The organism is Streptomyces sp. CB01373 (assembly GCF_002803075.1).
GTDB lineage: Bacteria > Actinomycetota > Actinomycetes > Streptomycetales > Streptomycetaceae > Streptomyces.
This window is the reverse complement of the sequence record NZ_NNBK01000015.1, coordinates 185,630-200,134: the sequence shown is the minus strand read 5'-3', so window position 1 is coordinate 200,134 and position 14,505 is coordinate 185,630. Positions and strand designations below refer to the sequence as shown.

Genomic DNA, 14,505 nt, shown 5'->3' with positions numbered 1-14,505 from the left:
GCTTACTCGGCTGCCACGTCACGGGTGCGCTGGTAGTGGCGCCGCGCCTTCATGCGGTTGCCGCAGACGGCCATCGAACACCAGCGGGCCCTGTTGGTCTTGCTGCGGTCGATGACGAAGCGCCGGCACTCGGGGTTGGCGCACGGACGCAGCCGTCCGGGCATCGTCCGCTGAACCGCGCTCCACGCCAGCACCGCTTCCACCGCCATCCGGCGCTCCGGAGGGATGTCCAGCTTCCACGACACTCCCTCGGACGACACGTCCGGCCGGGAGGTCACGCCCTTCAGGAGCGGGCCCAGCGTCGTGGCGGTGCGGGCACCGCGCACCACGTCCTGGAGGGCGTCGCGTGCCTGGACGAGGCCGCGCAGCTCGTCCGCCGTTCCGCTGCCGCCATGGGCCCGCTGCCAGGACCTGGCCGCTTCCGGGTCCGCCAGCTCGTCCTGGACGGCACCGCCGACAACCGGCGTGCTGTTGAGGAGATCCAGCAGCGCGTCCTGCCGCTCCCGCTCGCTCGCCATCGCATCCCCTAACCGAATGGGCTCGCTTGACAGGTTACACGCGCCGCGATCGCCGGCGGAGGTGAAGTAGACAGTGTCTACGACGTAGTGGTAGACACTGTCTATGACTGAGGAGAGCTCCCTGCGGGAGCGGTTGATCGATGCCGGTGTGGACCTCGTGCTCACCGAGGGCTCCGCGTCCGTGGGCCTGCGGGAGACGGCACGCCGAGCGGGGGTGTCGCACGGGGCGCCGCGCCGGTACTTCCCGACGCACCACGCGCTGCTGTCGGCCATCGCCCGCCGCGGCTTCGAGGACCTCGGCGCCCGGTTCGAGGCCGCGGTCGCCGACGCGACCACGGCGCGCGCCCGGTTGGAGGCCGTCGCGCGGGCGTACGTCAGGTACGCGCTGGAGCGCCGCGGCATGTTCGAGCTGATGTTCCGGCACGACCTGCTCGACAGCGGGCCGCAGGCGCCGGACCAGCAGCGGCTGCGCCGAACGACCCTCCCGCTGTTCGAGCACATGACCCAGCTCGTCGCCCGGTGCCGAGCGGAGCGGGACGGCACCCAAGAGGACGGCGGGCCCGACGACGCCGCACCGCCGCCCGCCGTGACCGCCGCCGCCCTGTGGTCGAACCTGCACGGGATGGCCCAGTTGTGGGCCTGGGGCAGCCTGCAACTCGCCCTCGGGTCCCCACCGCCGGACGGCGGTCCCGAAGACGATCAGTGCGACCGGCTCGTCGCGACCGTCGTGGCCGCCCACCTCGGCCCGGTGACCTCATGACCACATCCGCCCAGCGGCGGCTCGCGCTCCTGGTCAGCGCGGCCGGCGCGGTGATCGTCGCACTGGACGGCACCGTCCTGCTCCTGGCGCAGCCCAGCCTCCAGCGTGATCTCGGCGCGAGCATCGCCCAGATCCAGTGGACGAGCACCGGCTATCTGGTCGCGGTGGCCGCGTTACTCGTGATCGCCGGGCGCCTGGGCGACCGGTACGGGCATCCGCGCCTGCTGCTCGTCGGCGTTCTCGGTTTCGGGGCCGCCTCGGCCGGGATCGCGCTCGCGCCGAACGTCGGCTGGGTGACGGCCCTCCGTGTGGTGCAGGGCGGGTTCGGCGCGCTGCTGCAACCCGCGACGCTCGCGCTGCTGCGGCAGGCGTACCCGCCGGAACGGCTCGGCACGGCGATCGCCATCCGGACCAGTGCGATCGCGGTCGCGGCGGGATCCGGGCCGATCCTCGGCGGTCTGCTCGTGGGACACCTCGGCTGGCGTGCCGTGTTCTGGGTCAACGTGCCCGTCGCGTTCGTCATCGCCGCGTTCGTCCTCGCCGTGCGGACACCCGTACCCGCACGTGCCGACTCCTCGCGCCTCAACCTCAATGGCGCGGGCCTGCTCGCGCTCGCGCTCGCGGTCCTCGTGCACGCCCTGGCCGCAGTGCCCGAGCGGGGGTGGACCGCGGCGCCTACGCTGTTCGAACTCCTCGCCGTAGCAGGCATATTGGCGGTACTCGCCCGGCACGAAGGGCGCGCCACGCATCCGATCGTCCCGCCGGCCGTGGCGCGGTCCGCACCCGTGACGGCCTCGATGGCCGTCCTGCTGGTCACGTCCGCCGGCCTGTTCGGATCGCTGTTCAGAGCCACGTTCTACCTCCAGGACACTCTCCGCCTCGACCCGCTCACCTGCGGTCTGCGCGTCCTTCCGCTGACCGTGCTCATGGTCCTCGGCTCGCCCGCCGCGAGCGCCGCGCTGCGCCGCTACGGTGCGCGCCACACCGCGATCGCGGGCACCGCCCTGGTCGTGGTCGGCATCGCCGTGCTGTCCCGGCTCGAAGCGGACAGCCCGTGGATCGTCATGGGCACGGCCTTCGGCGTCATCGGCGCCGGGTACGCCGCGGTGATGGTCACCGCCACCGGGACCGTGGTCGGCGACGCGCCGCCGGGGTACGCGGGGGTCGTGGGTGGGCTCAAGCAGACCGCCATGAACATCGGGCCGACCCTCGGCATCGCCGTCGCTGCCGGCACGACCGGGTCCGCCGTCTCGACGATGAGTTCCGCCCTGCCGGTCCTGGCCGCACTCACCGCCCTCGGTCTGCTTCCCGCAGCGCGACTGCCCCACCGCAACCTAACCCGTAAAAGTGCCTTGACTGGTTAGAGGGGGAGATGTTCGACTGGAGTGACAGCGTCCGAAACTCGAGAGATGGGTGAGAGGCATGGTCTTCGCAGTCCACCACCGCACGGCCACCGTCGACGGTCTCGACGTCTTCTACCGGGAGGCCGGCGATCCACGGGCCCCCGTGGTCGTACTCCTCCACGGCTTCCCGACCAGTTCGCACATGTTCCGTCACCTGATCCCGGCGCTCGCGGACCGGTACCGCGTGATCGCCCCCGACCACATCGGCTTCGGCCAGTCGGCGATGCCCTCCCCGCAGGAGTTCCCGTACACCTTCGACGCCCTCACCGAGACCACCTCCGGGCTGCTCCAGCGGCTGGGCGTCGACCGGTTCGCGATGTACGTGCACGACTACGGTGCCCCCATCGGCTGGCGTCTCGCCCTCCAGGCCCCGGACCGCGTCACGGCGATCATCACCCAGAACGGCAACGCCTACGACGAGGGCTTCGTCAAGCCCTTCTGGGACGGCCTCTTCGCCTACGCCAAGGCACCCGGGCCGAACACCGAGGGCCCGGTACGAGGTGCCCTGACGCCTGACGTCACACGCTGGCAGTACGTCAACGGGGTGGCCGATCCCACCCTGGTCAGCCCCGACAACTGGGTCCACGACCAGGCCCTGCTGGACCGGCCGGGCAACGACGAGATCCAGCTGAGGCTATTCCGCGACTATCCCTCCAACGTGGACCTCTACCCCCGGGTCCAGCGCTACTTCCGGGATTCCCAGGTGCCGCTGCTGGCGGTCTGGGGAGCCAACGACGAGATCTTCGGCCCCGAGGGTGCCACGGCGTTCGGCCAGGACCTGCCCGACGCCGAGATCCACCTGATCGAGTCAGGGCACTTCGCTCTGGAAAGCCACCTCGACACCATCACCGGGCACATCCGCGACTTCCTCGGCCGCGTCCTCGCCTGACGCGTCCGACCGCTCCTCGCGGGTGGTGGCGAAGCGCTTGCGGTACTGGCTCGGCGTCGTGCCCAGATGGCGGGCGAAGGCGCGTCGGAGTGTCTCGTCCGAGCCGAGCCCGCTGTGCCGCGCGGCCGAGGTCACGCTGTGGCCTTCGAGCAGCAACTGCTGGGCGCGGTCGAGGCGGACCCGCTCCACCCAGCGTGCGGGCGTGGTGCCCAGTTCGGCGCGGAACAGCCGGGCCAGATGCCGGGGGCTGACGGCGGCGGCGGTGGCCATGGCGGGCAGGCTGTGGTCGGCGGCCGGATCGGAGAGCACCGACGCGATCAGCGGCCGGAGCAGGTCACCGCGAGGCGGCGGGGTCGTGATGGCCGTGGAGAACTGCGACTGCCCGCCCGGACGTTGCATGAAGACGACCAGCTCACGCGCGACGTTCCGCGCCACGTCGGCGCCGTGGTCGTCCTCCACCAGCGCGAGCGTCAGATCGATGCCCGCGCTGATGCCCGCCGAGGTGACGTACCGCCCGTCGCGGATGTGCATGGCGTCCGGCTCGACGCGCACACGCGGGTAGCGGCGGGCGAGCGTGGCCGCGTGCCGCCAGTGCGTCGTCGCGCGACGGCCGTCCAGCAGGCCCAGTTCGGCCAGCACGAAGGCGCCGGTGCACACCGAGGCGACCCGTCGCGCCCGCTCGGTGAGTACGCGGACCGAGGCCAGCAGCTCCTCCTCCACCGGCTGTCGCGCCAGCCGGTCGCCTCCGGCCACCACGACCGTGTCGACCGGCCCCGCCTCGGCCGCCCGGACCGTGCCGCTCAGCGCGGGCCCGGCGGAGGTCGTCACCGTCCCGCCGCGGGGGGAGACGAGTACCAGCTCGTAGCCGGGAGCGAGCCGGCCCGCCTGATGGAGAACCTCCGACGGACCGCTGACATCGAGCATGGTCACGCCCTCGAAGACGATGAAGCCGACCCGATGTGTCATGTCCGAATCCGTGGTTTTCCTGGCAGCAGGGACATGGCCCAGCCTATGTCGTCCGGTGAACGCTGGAGACATCCGGAGGCATCGGAGCCGGATCACCGATCGGACGAGGAAGGCGGACGGACAATGAGTGAAGTGATCGCAGGAGTGGAGATCCCGGACACCACCCTGGTGCGGGAGGCGACCGAACTGGTCCGCGACCTCGCCCCGCCGCTCCTCTTCCACCATTCCCGGCGGGTCTTCCTGTGGGGGTCGCTGCGCGGCCGCGAACAGCGGCTCGGCTTCGACCCCGAACTGCTCTACGTGGGCGCGATGTTCCACGACCTGGGGCTCACGAAGCGCATGCGGCGCACCGACCAGCGCTTCGAGATCGACGGTGCCGACGAGGCCCGCCGCTTCCTGCACGCCCACGGAATCGCCGGCGAGCCCGCCGACCGTGTCTGGACGAGCATCGCCCTGCACACCACCCCGGAGATCCCGCTGCACATGGCACCCGAGATCGCCCTGGTGACCCGCGGCGTCGAACTCGACGTCCTGGGTTTCGGCTATCACGCGGTCACCGACGAGGAGCGCGCGGCGGTCGTCGCCGCGCACCCGCGCCCGGATTTCAAGAACGGGATCCTCGCCGCGTTCACCGAGGGCATCGAGGAACGCCCCGGCACGACCTTCGGGAACATCAAGGCCGACGTACTGGCCCACTACGTCCCCGGCTTCCGGCGCACCGACTTCGTCGAGGTCGTCAAGAACTCCGACTGGCCCGAATGACCCGGCCCCGCCCCGGCGCACTCCCTCTCCCGTTCACCGGAATGAGACGCAGCCGACACTGTCCGCATTCCATCCGACCGGCTCCAGTCGATAGGGTGCCGTTAAGGATTGGCAAAGAAACAGCCAAGTCGGACGACCAGGGAGAACAACGTGGGCGCTGCGCGCATGAGTGGTACGCCGTTGCCGGGAATAGGGGTCCGCTACGACCTCACCACGCGAGAACAGCGCCGTCTGTCCGTGGTCGCACACCGGGACGGAACACGGACCCTGAGCGCGTACCGCGAGGACGACCCCGACGCCTGCGCGCTGTCCGTGCGGATGACCGCCGGGGAGACGGCGGCCGTCATCGACGCGCTCATGCCGTCCCATCACAGCCCCAACCTGCTGTCGACGACCGAACTGGGACTGGTGGCGGAGCGCGTCGAACTGTCGGCCACCTCGTACTGGAACGGGCGGGTGCTGGGCGAGACCCGGATGCGTACCGAGACCGGCGTGTCGATCGTGGCGGTGCTGCGCAGGGCCGAGGCGATCCCGTCCCCCGGGCCCGACCTGCGGCTGGCGGGCGGGGACACCCTGATCGTGATCGGCACGCGCGAAGGCGCCGATGCCGCCGCGGTGATACTGGGACGGGAGTGATCGCGTGCACTCGTCCGCTGTCTTTCTGATCGAGTTCGGTGCGATCATCCTCGGCCTGGGCCTGCTCGGCCGGTTCGCCGGGCGCTTCCAGTTCTCGCCCATCCCCCTGTACCTGCTCGCCGGACTCGCCTTCGGCCAGGGCGGACTGCTCCCGCTGGACACCAGTGAGGAGTTCGTCGCCATCGGCGCCGAGATCGGCGTCATCCTGCTGCTGCTCATGCTGGGGCTCGAGTACACCGCCAGTGACCTGGTCTCCAACCTCAAGACCCAGTACTCGGCCGGGCTCGTCGACGCCACGCTCAACGCCCTGCCAGGCGCCGCCATGGCGCTGCTGCTGGGCTGGGGGCCGGTCGCGGCCGTCGTCCTGGCCGGGGTGACCTGGATCTCCTCGTCCGGTGTGATCGCCAAGGTCCTGGGTGATCTGGGCCGGCTGGGCAACCGGGAGACACCGGTGATCCTCAGCATCCTGGTCCTCGAGGACCTGTCCATGGCCGTGTACCTGCCGATCATCACCGCCCTGCTGGCCGGTGTCGGGCTGGCGGCGGGCAGCGTCACGCTGGCCATCGCCCTCGGTGTCGCCGCGCTGGTGCTGCTGGTGGCGGTGCGGTTCGGCCGGCACATCTCGCGCTTCGTCTCCAGCGACGACCCCGAGAAGCTGCTGCTGGTCGTGCTGGGCCTGACCCTGCTGGTCGCGGGGCTCGCCCAGCAGTTGCAGGTCTCGGCCGCCGTGGGCGCGTTCCTGGTCGGCATCGCCCTGTCCGGCGAGGTGGCGGAGGGCGCGCACAACCTCCTGGCCCCGTTGCGCGACCTGTTCGCGGCGGTGTTCTTCGTGTTCTTCGGACTGCACACCGACCCGCAGTCCATTCCGCCGGTGCTGCTGCCCGCGCTCGCCCTGGCCGTCGTCACCGCGCTGACCAAGATCGCCACCGGCTACTGGGCCGCCAAGCGGGCCGGTGTCTCCGTCAGGGGCCGCTGGCGCGCGGGCGGCACGCTGGTCGCCCGGGGCGAGTTCTCCATCGTCATCGCCGGGCTCGCGGTCACGGCCGGGATCGAACCCGACCTGGGCCCGCTGGCCACGGCGTACGTGCTGATCCTCGTCATCATCGGCCCGCTCACCGCCCGCTACACCGAACCGGTGGCCCGGCGCCTGACGGGCCTGCTCGGCAAGTCCGCCCCGGCCGGCGGCGCACCGGCCGAGGCCTGGGCGCCGGGGGCCGGGCCGCAGGAGAAGGTGGCCGATCAGGACACGGTCGGCCGGTCGTGAGTCGGGACCGGCCGATCACGAGTGAGGCGGTCGGCCGGTCCCGGTCGTGAGCGGGACGGTCGGCCGGCGGTGAAATGAGGACGGCCGGGTGGCACTGATGGAGCACCCCCATGGGTCCGTCACCCGCCCCCCGGCCGCTCACCACGGTGCGGCGGGCCGCCGCAGTCAGGAACGGGGCGGGGGAACCCGCTGTCTGCGCGGACCGCGCCGGGGGTCGCACAGTTCTCCCGCCATACCGGCCAGGACCATGCCGGTGACGATGAGCAGTCCGTGGGCCAGAGTGATGCCGGTGCCCAGCACCAGCAGGGCGAAGGTGAGCAGCAGCCAGGCCCGGGTGCGCCGGTACTCGCGTGGCGGGCAGGGACGGCCGGCCCGGAGGGCGCGGGCGAACCGGGGATCGTCCCGGTACACGCGAGCCGCGATCTCGCCGAGCAGCTTGTCATCGGTTCCGGGCATGACGCGCTCCTCTCGGCACGCGGCGGCGGGCGGGAGCCTCGGCACGGCGGCACGGGCCGTACGGTGGGAAGCCCACACCCCGCGACCGGGCAGGCCGCCGTGGCACTGCCGCCATCGGTGCCGGGCTCCTCTCGTGACTCGACTGGACTCGACGGACTCGCGGCTTCCCCCGACTCCGGGGCACCGCGGGTTCGCACCGGGGCCCGAGCACGCGGCAACGGCCGGCCACACGCCGGTACGACCGTCGAAAGGGGTTGCGTACACCCTCACCCGCGGCCGGGATGTGCCGCCATCGGGTCCGGCACCCATTTACGGGCGGACCCGACGCCCACGGACGGCACGGAATGGGTGCCGGAACCGATGGACCGGCCAGGAGGCGGGCCGGAGCGGCTCAGGCCGCGGCCAGGGGCTCGGCGTCGTGCGCGTCGTGGAGCACGCGGCAGACCTCACCGACCACCCTGGCGTGCATCGGCAGCGAGACATGGCCGACGGCCCGCACCGGGACGTTGCGTATCCGAAGGTCGGGGTGGACCAGCCGGGCGTTGGCGGCGGGGACGATCAGCTCGTCGAGGTCGCTGTGGAACGCCACGAAGCGGGTCCCGCAGCCGGGAGCGGGCTCGGCGAGTTCCGCGAGCAAGTCGCTGCCCGGGCGCAGTTGCCGGATCGCCCGCACGGGCAGAGGCAGCGCCGCGGCCAGCGTGCCGGTGTGTGGGGCGCCCAGGGTGACCAGTGTGTGCACACGGGCGTCGCCGCCCATGCGCTGCGCGTAGTAGCGGGCGACCACGCCGCCGAGACTGTGGCCTATCACGTGGACGCGCTCGTGCCCGCTGTCCTCGCAGACCCGTTCCACCTGATCCGCCAGCAGGCGCGCGGCACCGCGGACGTCGTTGTTCAGCCAGTTGTAGTTCAGCACGGCGACCCGGCGGAAGCCCGCCTGCCGCAGGCCGCGCCTCATGATGTGGAAGATCGCGCGGTTGCTGCACAGGCCGTGCACCAGGAGGATCGGGCTGTCGGTCGAGAGGGCCGGAAGGGCCACGGCGCCGTCCGAAGGCGCCACCGGCCAGGATCCGGGACCGCGGCGTTCCCGGCCCTCGCCGAAGCCGGACGGGTACAGGGCCAGCGCCGCGACGATCGCGGCCACCTCGACGGCGGCGCCGAACACGGCTCCGGTCAGAGTGCGGACGGGGAGCGGGCTTACGCGAATCATGGGGCGACTCCTCACGCCGCCAGGGGCACGCGCTGCCGGAACCACGCGGCGGAACACGCCTCGCCGCACGGAGAAGGCTCCGCTCTGAGCCCGCGCCCGAAGGCCGCCGCCGAACGGAGACCGGCCGTACAGGCCGTCCGCTCAAACGGATTGCGGGGACGTTAAGCCGAAGATTCCGCTGTCAGCAATGGTTAGGTGGCCGACCTCACACGCGGATTACGAGCGGCAACCGGACGACTGCGGCGAGAGCATCATCTCGACGTCTGCCGGAGGACCCCGCACACGGCCGAAGGGCCGAAGACCGTGCGCACGGTCTTCGGCCCTTCGGTGCAACGGCCACACCCGCTGTGACGGCGGTGGCGGAGGATGCGGTTCGCCTCCGCGTCACAGCACTGCTTCAGGGGCGGGTCAGCGGCGGCCGGGGAAGTGGTGCCGGTCGCCGTACCAGCCGTGGTGCCGGTACCAGGGCCGGTTGTTGTACCAGCCGTGGTGCCAGGCCCGGTCGCGGTCACGGTCGCGGTCGCGGTCGCCGAAGTGACCGTGCCGGTCGTCGCGGTCGTGGTCGTGGTCGATCCTGAAGAGGTCCGCCCGCTGGCTCTGCGGGAGGTTCCTCGCGCCGTCGTGGTCCGCGCCGGCCGCCAGCGCCGGCAGTGCGGCCGCGCCGACGAGGGCGCCCGAAGCCACACAGGTGGCGATCAGGCGGAGCGCCGTACGAGAAACAGACATGAATCCCCTCACGGTCATGCACACCCGCCCTGGTTGGCCGGGCGTGCGGTCCGAATTCCCGGCTTGGTGCCGAGACGCCACACTGTGGCCCTCCACGACGACAGCAGATCGCCAAACCGATTCGTGTTACGAAACGCGGATATATCCGTAACTCTCCCTTGTACGGAGCATCGATCGGGGGAGTGCGCGGGCCACCTGGCGGTTTCGCCGCCTCTCCTCCCGCGAATGGCCGAAGGCCTTCCGTAACAGCGGCGCGACCCCCTGTCGGGGCCCCGTTCCGGGCGGCGGCGCACGCGGCCGTTACGACCCTCGCGAAAGGGTAGGTATCGGGTGTTCAGCCCGACGGGTGAACCCGTCCTGGAGGCGAGCTGATGACCGCGGCGACCATGCGTGCGGCGCGCTTCTCCCGTGCGGGCCGCGACCCGGTGGGCGACGGAGCGCTCCCATGCCGGTGACCTCGCACATCCGCACGCAAGGGACGATCGCCGCGCTGATGGTCGCCGTGCACCACTACGCGGGCACGCGCCGGGTCGACCAGCCGGGCAACGTGATCTGGGGCCGCGTGATCTACGCGGTCGCCCTGATCGCCGTGGCGGCGGCGGGCGCGGGCACCACCTGGGGGCTGGGCCGGCTGTGGGCGCGGCTGCCGATCGTCCGCGACCACAGCCGGCTGCGCTGAAGCGCGCCCGGCGCGAGGGCGGCACAGCGCGACGGCGGCACAGCGCGACGGCGGCACAGCGCGACGGCACCACACTGCGACGGGCCCCGCACCACGAGGCCCGTCGTGCCGACCCGCCGCACCACGGCTCCGCTGAAGGGTTCCGTCATCCACGCGGTCCTGCACCGCGCCGCCGCCCCCGTCGCCCATGGCTGAGGCCGGGGCGCTAGGGCGTGTTTCGAAGGTGGCGTCGTTCGCCCGGAGGGCGGGCCCCGCGGCGTCTGGTGCGTGCGATCGCAAGGCGGAGGGTCGCCCTCGTACTGGGTGTACGTGGGCGATCCCGACAACGCAGCGAGCGTGCGTGCCAGGCGTCGCGGGGCAGACGGCACTTTCGAAACACGCCCTAGAGAGTCACCAGGCGTCCGCCGCGGCCCTGCAGGCGGACGGAGGCCAGGATGCCGCAGAGCACCGCCACGGCGGCGAGCGTGACGCAGGCCGTCACTACGGTGTGCGCGTCGCCGTGGAGGGCGGCGCGCAGGCCCCGGGCGGCCCAGTAGCCGGGGGAGGCCGGGGCCACGCGTGCGACCCAGGCCGGGAGGACGTCGAGCGGGACGAGCGCGCCGCCGACGCTGCTGAGGAGCATGCCGCCGATGTCGTAGGCGGCCGAGAGTTCGCCCATGCTGCGGACCAGCACACCGACCAGTGCGCCGAGGCCGAGCAGGGTGCAGCTCCAGCTCAGCAGGACGCCCAGCAGCAGGACCGGATGCGGCAGCCGCAGCCCGAAGACGCACGCGGCGAAGCCGATGATCAGGAGTTGCTGCGCGAGCAGGGCGGCGAGGACGGGGATCGCCTTGCCGATGAGCATCTCCGCGGGACGCAGGGGCGTACCGCGGAGCCGGTCCCAGGTGCGGCCGATCCGTTCGGCGAGGATCGCGCTGCCGGAGATGCTGAGCGCGAGCAGCGAGAAGGTGACCAGTGTGCCGACGACCGCCTGCTCGGTGCCGGCCGCCGGGCCTTGCGCGGCCACGTAGAGCGGGCGCAACAGGGTGATGAAGGCGAGCGGCAGGATCATCCGGCTCAGCAGCGGGCCGGGTTCGCGCAGCATGAGCAGCGCGTTGTGGCGTATCAGGACGCTCAGGCGGGTGGCGGACTCACGCGGCGACATCACGGGGCTCCGTCCTCTCGTCGGTCGCCGCTGCTTCCAGCGAGTGGTAGAGGTCGTCCAGGCCGGGGCGCCGTATGTCGACGGAGACGGGGGTGCGGCCGGAGGCGAGCAGGGCCGCCAGGTCGGCACCGGGGTCCGTGGTCGGCAGACGCAGTTCGGGTTCGGCCGGGTCGCAGAAGGTGAGCCGGAGTTCGCCCGGCAGATGGCGGGTCAGTTCTTTTTGGGTGCCCCGCGCGATGACACGCCCCGCCCGGGCGAGCGCCAACGTGGCGTCGAGATCGACGAGTTCCGGCAGGTAGTGAGTGGTGTAGACGACGGCGGCACCGGCTTCGGCGCGCGCCTTGACGGCGGCCAGCAGGGCCGAGCGGGTCTCCGGGTCGGCCCCGGCGGTCGGCTCGTCCAGCAGCAGCAACGGGGGAGAGCCGACCATGGCGGTGGCCGCCTGGACGCGGCGGCGCTGACCGCCGGACAGGACGCCCACGGGCCGGTCCGCGACGGCGGCCAGCCGCAGCTCGTCCAGGACCCGGGCGATCTCGGCGTCCCGTCCTCGTCCGCGCAGGCCCGCGAGTCCGGCGAGCAGCCGCAGGTTCTCCCGCACGGTCATGCCGCCGTACAGGGCGGGCTCCTGCGGAGCCACGCCGAGAAGCCGTCGCGCGGCCCGGCCGGCCCGCAGCGCGTCGTACGAGCCGATGCGGACCCGGCCCGCGTCGGGACGCACAAGACCGGTGACGATCTCGACGAACGTGGTCTTGCCCGCCCCGTTGTGCCCGATCAGGCCGACGATCTCGCCGGGCGCGACCGTCAGGTCGAAGCCGTCGAGCGCGCGGCGCGGGCCGTAACGCTTCACCAATTCCTCTGCGCTGAGCATCCCGTCTCCGTGAGGTCTACGCCGTATACGTCTACACTGTAGACCCATGAGCGGCAGGCGGGAAGAGATACTGGACGCGGCCCTGGCCATCGCCGACGAGCGCGGCCTCGAAGCCGTCTCGATGCGCGCGCTTGCCGACCGTGTCGGCGTGACGCCGATGGCCCTGTACCGGCATGTCAAGGACAAGGCCGCGCTCCTGGACGCGATGGCCGGGCGCCTGCTCGCCGCGCTCCTGCCGTCGGGCACCGCCGAGGATCAGACCTGGGACGAGCGGCTCAACGCCCTCGCGCATGCCTGCCGAGCGGTGACCCAACGTCACCCCTGGGCCGCACACCTGCTCTTCTCCCGGCCGGCTGTCACACCGGACGCCGTGCGCGCGGTGGACATCATCTACACCGCGCTCATCGAAGCGGGGGTTCCCGAGCCGGAAGTCCCCCGGCTGGAACGCCTGGTCAGCACCTTCGTGATCGGGTTCGCCGCCTCCGAGGCCTCGGGCCGCTTCGCTCCCGGCGCTCTCGACCCGCGCAGCCGTCGCGGCCGGCTTCCGGAGGGTGAACTGCCCGGCCACAACAGACTCGGGCAGTGGCTGGACCTTCCCGTCGACCTCACCGCCGAGTTCGAGGCCGACCTGAACGACATCAGGCGACTGATCGAGGCGGCGGCGCGGCGGCCGAGTTCCCCGTAGCCGAGCGGCGGGAGAACGCGTATCGGTAGCCTGAGTCATCATGTTCATGAAACGCGCGTGGTTTCTGCCGGTCCTGTTCGTGCTCTGCGGCTCGGTCCTCGCGGCCAGGCTGATCTCCCAGGGGAGCCCCGGCGGAGCCGTGGCATATCTGTTGCTGTTCGTACTGCTCGCAGGTGCGTGCTCGCCTCTGCTCTTCCCGCGGTCGATCGGTGCTCTGGAGGCACAGGACCGCAGCGCGGCCGACGGCCGGCCGATCATCTTCTGGCGGCCGGGCTGCACGTACTGTCTGCGGCTGCGTATCCGGTTGGGCCACCGCGCCCGCCAGGCGTACTGGGTCAACATCTGGCGTGACCCGGCCGGCGCGGCGGCGGTGCGGGCGGCCAACGGTGGCAACGAGACCGTGCCGACCGTCGTCGTTGCGGGCCGGCCGCACACCAATCCCGATCCCGCCTGGGTGCGCGAACAGCTCTCCGCTTCCGCCTGATCAGGGGGCGATCCCGCACGCGCAGGTGCGGGCCCCCAGGGGCCGAATGGGCCTGGGGGAGCCCTTGCGGCCCATATCCACCGAGTGATCGCGGTAAGACACTGACAGTAAGGAGCAGACCGAGCGCAGGAGGTGCGCGCCATGCTGTCGCCTGTCGTCGTCGGAGTGGACGGATCCGCCGAGAGCCTCGCCGCCGTCGAGTGGGCCGCCCGTGAGGCGGTGCGTCGCGACCGGCCGCTGCGCCTGGTGCATGCCCGGAACTGGACCCATGGCCAGGCGGAGAGCGAAACCGCGCACGTCGCTCGGCGGCACCGGGCACGCCGCACCCTGCGGCAGGCCGAGGAGCACCTCCGCGGCTCCGTACCCGATGTGGACCTCACCGACGAGCAGGTCGAGGGCCCGGCGACCGCGGCCCTGCTGAAGGCCATCGAGCGGGCCGAACTGCTGGTGGTGGGCTCACGAGGCCTCAGCGGCTTCACCGGTGTCCTGGTCGGCTCCGTCGCCCAAGGGGTGGTCGCGACGGCCCCGCGCCCCGTGGTCCTCGTACGGGCGGGGGAGGAGGCCGAGGACGAGCACTACCCGGCCGGCGACGGCCGCCCGTCCACCAGCACCGGCTTCCGTGACGTGGTGCTCGGCATCGACCTCGCCGACGCCTGCGACGAGGTGATCGAGTTCGCGTTCGAGGCGGCGCGGCTGCGGCACGCCCGGCTGCGTGTCGTGTACGCCTGGCAGCCGCCCTCCGCGATCAGTCTCGGCCCCGGGGACATCGGGCTGATCAACGATCCCGAGCAGGCCGAGGAGTGGCGGGGCTTCCTGTCCGCCGTGCTGAAGGCGTGGCGCGAGAAGTACCCGAACACCGAGGTCCTGGAGACCGTCGTGGAGGGCAGGGCCTCCACCGTGCTGGTCCGGGCCGCCTCCGCGGCGAGCCTCCTCGTCGTCGGCCGCCGCCTGTCCGGCCGGCCGGCGGTTCCGCGCATCGGCCCCGTCACCCACGCCGCCGTCCACCACGTCCGCTGCCCGCTGGCCGTCGTGCCCCACGAGTGAGGCAGCCCCCCGCC

At 72.1% G+C, this 14,505-nt stretch carries 17 protein-coding genes; 10 read left to right on the top strand and 7 right to left on the bottom strand.

Annotated elements, in window-relative coordinates:
• Positions 1 to 2: 2 nt before the first annotated feature.
• Positions 3 to 518 carry a CGNR zinc finger domain-containing protein gene (locus tag CG719_RS25025; RefSeq protein WP_100570927.1) on the bottom strand — a complete coding sequence of 172 codons (516 nt, stop codon included), beginning with the start codon at positions 516 to 518 and terminating at the stop codon, positions 3 to 5.
• A gap of 103 nt (positions 519 to 621) precedes the next feature.
• On the opposite strand from CG719_RS25025, the gene CG719_RS25020 reads away from it, so the two are divergent.
• The 3 genes from CG719_RS25020 to CG719_RS25010 are packed head-to-tail and all read left to right on the top strand — an operon-like array spanning position 622 to position 3,570.
• On the top strand, positions 622 to 1,278 hold the full coding sequence (locus tag CG719_RS25020) for a TetR/AcrR family transcriptional regulator (protein WP_100570926.1): 657 nt from the start codon (positions 622 to 624) through the stop codon (positions 1,276 to 1,278).
• Entirely contained in the window at positions 1,275 to 2,642 is a 1,368-nt protein-coding gene (locus tag CG719_RS25015) for an MFS transporter (RefSeq protein ID WP_100570925.1), read from the top strand. Before CG719_RS25020 ends, CG719_RS25015 begins: the two co-directional genes overlap by 4 nt.
• A gap of 58 nt (positions 2,643 to 2,700) precedes the next feature.
• Positions 2,701 to 3,570 (top strand): alpha/beta fold hydrolase, encoded by an 870-nt coding sequence (locus CG719_RS25010; protein ID WP_100570924.1) that lies wholly within the window; start codon positions 2,701 to 2,703, stop codon positions 3,568 to 3,570.
• Here the strand turns inward: CG719_RS25010 and CG719_RS25005 are convergent.
• Entirely contained in the window at positions 3,490 to 4,536 is a 1,047-nt protein-coding gene (locus CG719_RS25005) for a GlxA family transcriptional regulator (RefSeq protein WP_100570923.1), read from the bottom strand. The genes CG719_RS25010 and CG719_RS25005 overlap by 81 nt on opposite strands.
• A gap of 123 nt (positions 4,537 to 4,659) precedes the next feature.
• On the opposite strand from CG719_RS25005, the gene CG719_RS25000 reads away from it, so the two are divergent.
• From CG719_RS25000 to CG719_RS24990, 3 genes are all read left to right on the top strand, one after another.
• Positions 4,660 to 5,298, top strand: a complete 639-nt coding sequence (locus CG719_RS25000) for an HD domain-containing protein (protein WP_100570922.1) — start codon at positions 4,660 to 4,662, stop codon at positions 5,296 to 5,298.
• A gap of 165 nt (positions 5,299 to 5,463) precedes the next feature.
• On the top strand, positions 5,464 to 5,934 hold the full coding sequence (locus CG719_RS24995) for a cation:proton antiporter regulatory subunit (protein ID WP_100570921.1): 471 nt from the start codon (positions 5,464 to 5,466) through the stop codon (positions 5,932 to 5,934).
• Positions 5,935 to 5,938: 4 nt separating this feature from the next.
• Positions 5,939 to 7,198: a cation:proton antiporter gene (locus tag CG719_RS24990; protein WP_100570920.1), complete on the top strand. Its 1,260-nt coding sequence runs from the start codon at positions 5,939 to 5,941 to the stop codon at positions 7,196 to 7,198.
• 165 nt (positions 7,199 to 7,363) lie between these two features.
• On the opposite strand, the gene CG719_RS24985 is transcribed toward CG719_RS24990, so the two are convergent.
• From CG719_RS24985 to CG719_RS24975, 3 genes are all read right to left on the bottom strand, one after another.
• Positions 7,364 to 7,654 (bottom strand): DUF3040 domain-containing protein, encoded by a 291-nt coding sequence (locus CG719_RS24985; RefSeq protein ID WP_100570919.1) that lies wholly within the window; start codon positions 7,652 to 7,654, stop codon positions 7,364 to 7,366.
• A 391-nt stretch (positions 7,655 to 8,045) separates the two neighbouring features.
• Positions 8,046 to 8,861, bottom strand: coding sequence for an esterase/lipase family protein (locus tag CG719_RS24980; RefSeq protein ID WP_100570918.1), 816 nt, complete (start codon positions 8,859 to 8,861; stop codon positions 8,046 to 8,048).
• Positions 8,862 to 9,269: 408 nt separating this feature from the next.
• Positions 9,270 to 9,587 (bottom strand): hypothetical protein, encoded by a 318-nt coding sequence (locus tag CG719_RS24975; protein WP_159024951.1) that lies wholly within the window; start codon positions 9,585 to 9,587, stop codon positions 9,270 to 9,272.
• A gap of 445 nt (positions 9,588 to 10,032) precedes the next feature.
• Here CG719_RS24975 and CG719_RS24970 point away from each other — a divergent pair, with 445 nt between their 5' ends.
• Positions 10,033 to 10,266, top strand: a complete 234-nt coding sequence (locus CG719_RS24970) for a hypothetical protein (protein WP_100570916.1) — start codon at positions 10,033 to 10,035, stop codon at positions 10,264 to 10,266.
• Between the two features lie 382 nt (positions 10,267 to 10,648).
• Here the strand turns inward: CG719_RS24970 and CG719_RS24960 are convergent, their stop codons facing one another.
• Together CG719_RS24960 and CG719_RS24955 are read right to left on the bottom strand one after the other, a co-directional pair.
• The gene (locus CG719_RS24960; protein ID WP_100570914.1) at positions 10,649 to 11,410 is read right to left on the bottom strand and encodes an ABC transporter permease; all 762 of its coding nucleotides are present in this window, start codon (positions 11,408 to 11,410) and stop codon (positions 10,649 to 10,651) included.
• Entirely contained in the window at positions 11,397 to 12,278 is an 882-nt protein-coding gene (locus CG719_RS24955; protein WP_100570913.1) for an ABC transporter ATP-binding protein, read from the bottom strand. Before CG719_RS24955 ends, CG719_RS24960 begins: the two co-directional genes overlap by 14 nt.
• 46 nt (positions 12,279 to 12,324) lie before the next feature.
• Here CG719_RS24955 and CG719_RS24950 point away from each other — a divergent pair, with 46 nt between their 5' ends.
• From CG719_RS24950 to CG719_RS24940, 3 genes are all read left to right on the top strand, one after another.
• Positions 12,325 to 12,963 carry a TetR/AcrR family transcriptional regulator gene (locus CG719_RS24950; RefSeq protein WP_100570912.1) on the top strand — a complete coding sequence of 213 codons (639 nt, stop codon included), beginning with the start codon at positions 12,325 to 12,327 and terminating at the stop codon, positions 12,961 to 12,963.
• Between the two features lie 46 nt (positions 12,964 to 13,009).
• The gene (locus tag CG719_RS24945; RefSeq protein WP_100570965.1) at positions 13,010 to 13,447 is read left to right on the top strand and encodes a glutaredoxin domain-containing protein; all 438 of its coding nucleotides are present in this window, start codon (positions 13,010 to 13,012) and stop codon (positions 13,445 to 13,447) included.
• A 141-nt stretch (positions 13,448 to 13,588) separates the two neighbouring features.
• Complete coding sequence (locus tag CG719_RS24940) at positions 13,589 to 14,491, top strand: universal stress protein (RefSeq protein ID WP_100570911.1); 903 nt, start codon at positions 13,589 to 13,591, stop codon at positions 14,489 to 14,491.
• Positions 14,492 to 14,505 lie beyond the last annotated feature (14 nt).